This window comes from Bdellovibrio sp., assembly GCF_047637665.1.
Classification (GTDB): domain Bacteria; phylum Bdellovibrionota; class Bdellovibrionia; order Bdellovibrionales; family Bdellovibrionaceae; genus Bdellovibrio.
In genome coordinates, this window is the sequence record NZ_JBLJBT010000032.1 from 1 (window position 1) to 5,848 (window position 5,848).

Consider the following 5,848-nt stretch of genomic DNA (forward strand, 5'->3'; position numbering starts at 1 on the left):
ATACGGACAGAATCGCTGGGTAATTATTAGGTCAGGGTCGCTGGGTTCCTACAACTCGAAGTGGGGGGTGGTGCCACCTCCCTTTCACAGAGGTGGCTTGAGGCCCCTAGGGTTTGCTTTCAGGGGGAAGTTTTGAACACATTCTTTTTAACTTTTCCATCATTCTTTGTTTCATCATTTTCATGACACATTTAAGAGCTGGTTCACGTTGTTCTGGTCTTAAAATGTCATAAAAAACTTTGAGTTCAAAATCAGCTTTGGCCATACCCGCAGCGGTCATAGCGTCTTTGACTCCGACAGCAGCGGTCATGCCGTCATCTTTTGTGGAGGTCATGCTTTTTAGAGTGTGTGAGTAATCCATCCAAGCATTTTTAACGGCGGCATCCGTGGTGTTCTTTTGTTTTTTATATTCCCACTTTGCCTGCTTCAGGGCCGCTTTCTGCGTGTCATCGAGTTGCAATCCATCGCACGTGACGGGCGGTTTGGCTCCGCCAAGAGCAATCTCATCAACAAAAGTTTCAGCAAGTGCGGTGTTTTCGTCGTTAATCATTTCCGTGCTGGCTTGAGATAAGGCGGGTGCCGTCAGACAAAGTCCAGCGCAAAAAATAACGAAACGATTCATCATAAATCCTCCTCTTGGTTGTGTTGTGGGTGTATTGGAAACCCAAAAGGCAATCCAAGAGAAGACTTAAGATGAACTTCTGATAATTCTCAAAGATAAGGAAGGATTCTTGTTATTCGAGTGACATCTTCGCCGCGGCATTCTGTGTCTTTGCAGCGATTGGAAACAGTGCAAGACCCTTGATAGACAAAATCATTGTCGCCACGAACTAAAATCCCCTCGATCACGCCGGTTTTTGAATTGAATACGGCAGATCCTGAGTTGCCTCCGTAGGTATCGAGATTGGCGACGAAGTGCTGGGAGGCTTGAGTGCTTCGAACTTTGGCTCCTGCAGCTATTTTCGTCGGCAGCCCTACGGGATGCCCGATCACAACGAGCGGGTCCCCGACCTTGACACTGCCTTGTTTGCGAGTGGCCAGAGGAACGTGATTGGCTACGGCTCGATCCAAACGAATCAAAGCAAAATCAGATCCACTGGCTAAAACCTCAGTATGAATGATCTGTTTGCAGGAATAGATTTCTGAGTTCGCCACGTCACGGGGTTGAACACCTTTTGTTTTTACCGCGTAACCAAAGACAAACTTTGTTTCACCGCAATCACGCAAGGAGCGAACACAGTGCCCCGCCGTTGCAATGACGTCAGGGGCGACGAGGGACCCCGAGCAGAAGGCTGCATTTTCCTGTTCACCGAATTTTTCTGAGGAACATAGGTTGTAGCTTTGTCTGAATGTTTGCGCCGAGATGCGCGACGTCGTAGCGCTGGTTTGAATGGAGCTTGTTTTGATCAAGGCCACCGTGGAATCGGCAAGTCTTCTTTGCAGTGAAGATGTGACTTCATAGAGATCCATTCGATTGTCCGTGCCGTAAATGACCTTTTCTTCAAGCGGGTCGAATTCTTCGGCGACGGGTTGGCTTGAGCCGTCGTTTTGAGATTGGCAGGCCCCCAGGAGGCTCAGGCCTGTGAAAAGAACGAGGAGCTTTTTTAACATCATGTTTTCCTTTGATTTTGTGAGGAGACGTCGTGTCCCTCAAGGCTTGACACGAAAATTCCCACAGCCGGTTAATCAAAGGTTTATTTTTTTACAGCCCTGCTTATTTAAAAAAGTTGAGGCAAAAGGTCACAAAGGCGGCATTGATAAAATCAATAAAACACGAGCCCACCAACGGAACGACCAAGAAAGCCTTGGGGGCAGGCCCATACTTTTGCGACAGAGAGGACATATTGGCCATCGCATTGGCGGAGGTTCCCATCATGAATCCGACATAACCGGCACTGATGATGGCGCCCTCATAGTCCTTCCCCGCGACCCAAAAGGCAGGTCCGAGGGCGGTGGCGATAACAAGCAAGGCCTGAAGACCTAAGAAAATTAGAATTGGAAGCGCGGCATTTTTCAATTCATCCAAACGCAATGACATAATGGCGGTCGCGATAAATAAGGTCAACGCGACAGAGCCAATCTCTTCAATCCATTCGGCATTGATTTTAAAAGTGGGGCGCACATCTTCAATATTTCTAAAGAGGGCCGCGACCACCATCGAGCCAATATAAATAGGCAAAGTGATTCCCTGCGCATTGATCCAAGAGCTGAGTGTGGTCCCTAAACCCATGATCAAGGCCATCGCTAAGAAATGAAAAAGCAGATCTGTTCCTATTCTGGATTTCAAAATGTAAGATTCATGATGTTCAAAGGGTAGAGCCCGCGAATGATCTTTCAACTTCTTACGGTGAATAAGATGAGTGGCCAGTGGAGTTCCAATCAGGCCGCCTAATAAGATTCCGCCCATGGCGGTGGTCAGACCGATGGCGGAAGCACCTTGGACTCCGGCGGCCTCAAACGCGGGGCCAAAGGCCAAAGCAGTTCCGGGGCCTCCCGTTAATGACACGGCTCCGGTAAGGACCCCCATCAATGGATCTAAACCCATCATTTTGGCCGCGCCAATGCCCGCAAGAATTTGCAAGAGCAGTCCTCCGACGGTCAGAATCAAAAAGAAGATCACGGTGCGACCGCCTTCTTTGAGCAGACGCAAAGAAGCGGAATATCCAATGGACGCGAAAAAGGCGATCATCAAACTTTCTTCAAAAGATTTTGTAAATTGAATTTCAAAAAGTCCGTGGCTTTTCAGGATGGCTAAAACGAAAGCGACGATAAAACCACCAATGACCGGAGAAGGGAGGTTGTATTTGTCGATAAAATGGATTTTGCCTTTAAGGAAACGACCAAAATAAACGACCAAAGCTGCCAGTGCCAATGTTTGAAGAGATGTCAGTGTCATTCCTCAAGCCTAAACGCCCGGGTGAAGGATGTCTAGGTTTACATCACAATCCAGTTCATCAGAATTACGGAAAAAGCTCCCAGCAAAAACTCTTTTTGCAGGAGGTATTTCATGTGAGTTTCTTTGAGTTTTGCAAAGACTTCTTCTAGGGTCACGCTGATCATGGCGCCTCCCGCGAAGGCCAAGATATAGGGTAATGTGGAAGAGGTGAGGCTGGCGAAAATACCCCCGGCGGTCCCACCGACAATTTCCATCACTCCCGTTAAGGCCGCGCCGAAAAAGGAGGCTTTGCGGGACAGTCCTATCGACAAAAAAGCCGCTGCTGTGGCTAACCCCTCGGGGAAGTTCTGAAATACGATGGCGCCAACAACAGTCCAACCATTGGCTTGAGAGATGGAATCCGCACTTAAGGCCGCTCCCGAGGCGAGTCCCTCGGGAAGGTTGTGCAACATCATGGCGGTGACAAAAAGCCAGGCCCGTCGATGCAGTGACCATTCTGCGGGAGAAAAACTATGAATCAGGTGGCTGATTCCATAAATGGAAACCACACCCAAAACCAGCGCGATGGAAACACCGAGAGCTCCGTGAGAACGAGAAGAGTACGCAGGGCCAATCAGATTAAAGGCCGCCGCCGCTAACATCATCCCAATCGCAAAATCTAGATTGAGACTGCGCCAAGGATTCCAGGTGTTGGTCTCTTTTTTAAGAATAGGCAGAGCGCCAAGCATGGTGGAAAGCCCCGTCACGAGTCCTGCAAAGAGTCCCATCAACATAGTACCCATACACATCCTTCCTTTCTTCTTAGTCCCATAATTAGATTACGGCAGATAAGAAGATTCAGAACAGTTCTCTTTTTCTATTATACAATAGAAGAAATCTATATCTATCCTAGTGGAATAGATGAAAGCTATTTGAGACGGGCGGGGGTTCAGACTTAGACTTTCTGAGGGGCTTTCTCTTTAGGTTTTCAATGAGGTGTTTTTGAAAGTCTTTTCTTGGAAAGAGTTCCGTCCTTCACGACGGAACTCTTTGGGGTGAGCAGGGCTTAAAAGTGTTAAGCCCTGAAATTATTTTTCGGTTTACGATCTCGATTGGCAGGCTTCTTGGGTCGCAGCTCCAAGATCTTTTCTTTTTTCTCTTCCGTCATTTTGGGAGGGTGTTCCTCGGGTTCATCATAGAGATGGTAGCGCGAGGCGATCTCCGCAAAACGTTCGCTGGCATCTTCTATGGCCATGCCGACCTTCTTCTCTAAAAGATCTACGATGGATTGAGCATTGCCACGAGTTCTTTCCAGATCGTTTTCGGTCAGTTCGTGCCATTTTTCCATCAGTTCTCTTTTGAGTTCCAACCATTTATGTCCCGGAAGATGAGTCGCCATGGGACCTCCTATTCCGTCTCAATAATGAGATCAATGCGACGGTTTTCGGCGCGACCTCGTGAGGTCTTGTTGTCGCTGATCGGTTTGTCGGGGCCAACACCCACGGCCTCCATTTTTCCTTCAGCAAGGCCTGTGGTGGCGAGATATTTTTCCACCGCCTGGGCTCTTTTCTCGGAAAGGATCTGATTTTTTTCCGGATTGCCGGTGGCGTCGGTGTGACCTTCAATTGTCACTTTTGAGGGGCCGACACTGTTAAGGGCGGTTTCGACTTTCTTAAGCAGAGCCTCGTTTTTGGGACCTAGGTTGGCTTGGTTGGACGGGAACTGAAGAGCTTTCAGGCGCACCATCAGTTTTCCGCCTTCCGCATAAACTTCGGCTTCGTTGGGTTTAAACTGGCTGCGAATTTGCGCGGCTTTATTTACAAGAGCCTGATTTTTTTCCAGCTCGGCCTGTTTTTTTGCCATGGCAATACGTTCGCGCTCAGCCTCGTCCAATTGTTGTTGTGATTGCTGAAGTTCTTGCTCTGTCGAAGAGTATTCACTTCGCAAGGTGGAAATAGTTCGTTGTTGGCGTTCCGTCATTAAAACCAAGTCTTCTGTATTGCCGGCGTTCACCTTGTTGGTGACGTCCAGAAGATGTGCGGATTCCCGAGTGGCGTCCTCGGAGGCACGGCGGATCGCGGGAAGATTGCGAGGATCCGAGTTAATCAATTTTTCCGCATTCTGATACTTCATCATCGCCATGTTGTAGGATTTAGGAGCCTTCTTTTCAGCGCCATCTTTTTGTGACAATTTGATATTGTCATCGGCGCGCCCCAAATTCGCTTTCGTCACCGACATCACTTCCAGTTCTCGATAGCGAGTTGTCACATCGTGACCTTTTTTCTCTGCCGGAGCGAGATTGCCTTTTTCAGCGGCGGTAGTGATATTTTCAAGCTCGTTCCCTGTCTTTTTCCATTCTTTGGGGAACAGAGTCGGAGCACCGGCTCGCAAAGCGCCAGCCCGAGCGTCGGTGATATCCTTCATGGAGGTTTGTATAATTTCAGATTTAGCATTGGCCTCATCCAGCCAACCGCGAGAGTAAGCAATTTGTTCTAAAATGTCTTCGTTGGATTTTCCGCTATCTCTTTTACTTTTAGCTCGTTCTAAAGCCTTCTTCGCATCGGTGTAGTTTTCAGGCGAAAGAACATCAATTTGACGTTCATGTGCATCTCGAAGCATTTCTTCCGTGCGATCAATTTCCGCCGAAACATTTGCAGAGGCGGGGAGATTTTGAACATGAGGGGGTTTGCTGGCGCATCCGACGATGGCGATCGTCAGGGTCATGGCAGCCAAATACTGATTCATACGCGATGTCATAGACGTCTCCTTCTTTAAGTCCTTTTGCATGAGGCTAATCCTCGAAACTCAGGCTCTACAAGAAAAACGGACGAAGACTATGATTTCCGTGTTTGTCGGCAAAAAGAATGGGGAGGGGATGCTTTGAGCATTGCAGAGATGAAAAAAAGAAGGAGAGTATGTGATCTGTACCCCTAAAAAGGTACTGATTAATAAAAGGGAACTTCAAGGAAACCT

General features: G+C 48.1%; 6 protein-coding genes. All 6 read right to left on the reverse strand.

Features of this window, described 5'->3' with window-relative positions:
* Positions 1 to 106: 106 nt before the first annotated feature.
* Entirely contained in the window at positions 107 to 625 is a 519-nt protein-coding gene (locus ACM64D_RS10785) for a hypothetical protein (protein WP_415063224.1), read from the reverse strand.
* 86 nt (positions 626 to 711) lie between these two features.
* On the reverse strand, positions 712 to 1,614 hold the full coding sequence (locus ACM64D_RS10790) for a trypsin-like serine peptidase (RefSeq protein ID WP_415063225.1): 903 nt from the start codon (positions 1,612 to 1,614) through the stop codon (positions 712 to 714).
* Positions 1,615 to 1,714: 100 nt separating this feature from the next.
* Complete coding sequence (gltS, locus tag ACM64D_RS10795; protein ID WP_415063226.1) at positions 1,715 to 2,896, reverse strand: sodium/glutamate symporter; 1,182 nt, start codon at positions 2,894 to 2,896, stop codon at positions 1,715 to 1,717.
* A 38-nt stretch (positions 2,897 to 2,934) separates the two neighbouring features.
* Positions 2,935 to 3,678 (reverse strand): ZIP family metal transporter, encoded by a 744-nt coding sequence (locus ACM64D_RS10800; RefSeq protein WP_415063227.1) that lies wholly within the window; start codon positions 3,676 to 3,678, stop codon positions 2,935 to 2,937.
* A 272-nt stretch (positions 3,679 to 3,950) separates the two neighbouring features.
* Positions 3,951 to 4,274, reverse strand: coding sequence for a transcriptional regulator (locus ACM64D_RS10805; protein WP_415063228.1), 324 nt, complete (start codon positions 4,272 to 4,274; stop codon positions 3,951 to 3,953).
* Positions 4,275 to 4,282: 8 nt separating this feature from the next.
* Entirely contained in the window at positions 4,283 to 5,632 is a 1,350-nt protein-coding gene (locus ACM64D_RS10810) for an OmpA family protein (protein ID WP_415063229.1), read from the reverse strand.
* Between the last annotated feature and the right edge of the window lie 216 nt (positions 5,633 to 5,848).